Here is a 1,751-nt window from a genome sequence, read left to right as displayed (position 1 = left end):
CGCTTCCACCAGGCTGGCGGCCTGGGCAGACGCGGTCGTCCGCGTCGTGGAGTGAGCGCCGGAGCGTCGTCCGTCATCGGCCCGGATCCAGTTGCGCAGCGTCTCGGTGTTCACCCCGAGGTCCTCGGCGACCGACTTGATCGTCGCTCCCGGCCTCGATCGGTACAACGCGACCGCGTCCGCCTTGAACTCGGCGGGATAGTGCTTCATAGCCATCTGTGCGGGACTCCGTATCCACCCGGACCATCAAGATCCAAGTGTCTCTGGTGTCCAACATCCGGGGTCAACGCCCGTGGGCCAGAGCCAGGAGATGTGCCTGGACGCTGGCGACACCCGCAACAACGGTGACCGTGTGCGCATCTGGAGGTGCGTCAACCACACGAACCAGAAGTGGGTCATCCAGCGGGGTTACATCAAGGTCGCAGACACGATCTGATCGACTCCTCAGCCGCCTCGGTCCTGGCCGCGCAGGGCCGGGGCTTCGCTGATGGCGGCGGCTGGCAGGTGCTGCTCGCTTGTGCGAGTCTGCCGCTGCCACTCGCACGAGCGATCACAGAGGACCGGTTCCACGAGGAGCGGGAGTATCCGGTGCCGTCGGGAACTGCTGGCCCATCTCGCGAAGGATTCCGCAACCGCAGCTGCGCTGGTCGGCTGGGTCTGCTTGATCGTCTCTGAGACGTACGGCGGGCTGCCGGAGATCCTGCTGGATGGAAGTGAGCGGGACGATGCCCCTCTTTCCATCCCACTGCGGCGTTTCGCGCCATTGCCTGCGCCTACGAGGATGATGGGGCTGGCGGCGTGTGCTGCCTGCATGGCGTGCACCACCGAAGAACGGCTGGAGGCTGCGGAGACGGCTCTTGAACTTCTTGCCGGGCTTGCCAACTTCGGGGTCGGCTTCATCTACCGGTGACCCTGTTCAGGTCAACGTCCATCACGTTCCGACGGTCCCTGAGCGGCGCTGCGCGGGCCTGATCGTACGTCGGGGCGTGGCCGGGCCGTCGACGCGGCAGGAACTCAGGGCGGCCGGGCCGGGCCAACCGGCCACCGGTCGCGGTACAGCGCAGAACACCCCACCCCGGCACGGCGGTACGGGGCGCGGCACGGCGTCGGGGCTGCGGGGCGCGGTCAGGCGGTCAACGGCCTTGGTCTCGGCCCCGGTCCTGCGACTGGCACCGCGGCACGGCAGACCGAGCGGCGGCACGGTCCGGAGCCGGGCGGTCGATGGACGGGTGGGCGGTCGACGGTCCTGTGCAGAACCCCGGACCCGGACCCACCACAGCGGCGGGGGCGGCGCGGCGGCGACCAGGCCGCCGACGCGGCAGGAACCCGAGGGCGGCCGGGCCGGGCCAACCGGCCACCGACCGCAGTACAGCACGGGGCGCGGAACGGCACAGCAGCAGGACGGGTAGTCGACGAAGCGGAACGGCAAGCCCGCGGGTGACAAACAAGGCGAGCAGCACGGAGCGGAGCGGTGAGGCACCGGCCCGGAGGGGCGGGCCATCGACGCCCCTGACCGAAACCCCGCAGCCCCGACGCCGTGCCGCGCCCCGTACCGCCGTGCCGGGGTGGGGTGTTCTGCGCTGTACCGCGACCGGTGGCCGGTTGGCCCGGCCCGGCCGCCCTGAGTTCCTGCCGCGTCGACGGCCCGGCCACGCCCCGACGTACGATCAGGCCCGCGCAGCGCCGCTCAGGGACCGTCGGAACGTGATGGACGTTGACCTGAACAGGGTCACCGGTAGATGAAGCGAAGC

General features: G+C 70.3%; 2 protein-coding genes. One reads left to right on the top strand and one right to left on the bottom strand.

Translation table 11 applies throughout. The features are described 5' to 3' along the window. On the bottom strand, nt 1–216 hold a 216-nt coding region (locus EAO76_RS41725; protein WP_148841449.1), incomplete at its 3' end, for a transposase. A 445-nt stretch (nt 217–661) separates the two neighbouring features. Here EAO76_RS41725 and EAO76_RS41720 point away from each other — a divergent pair. Further along, nucleotides 662–910, top strand: a complete 249-nt coding sequence (locus EAO76_RS41720) for a hypothetical protein (RefSeq protein ID WP_148841448.1) — start codon at nt 662–664, stop codon at nt 908–910. Nucleotides 911–1,751 lie beyond the last annotated feature (841 nt).

Source organism: Streptomyces sp. sk2.1, assembly GCF_008120935.1.
Classification (GTDB): domain Bacteria; phylum Actinomycetota; class Actinomycetes; order Streptomycetales; family Streptomycetaceae; genus Streptomyces.
The sequence above is the reverse complement of the archived record's forward strand: the minus strand, read 5'-3'. Positions and strand labels throughout refer to the sequence as shown.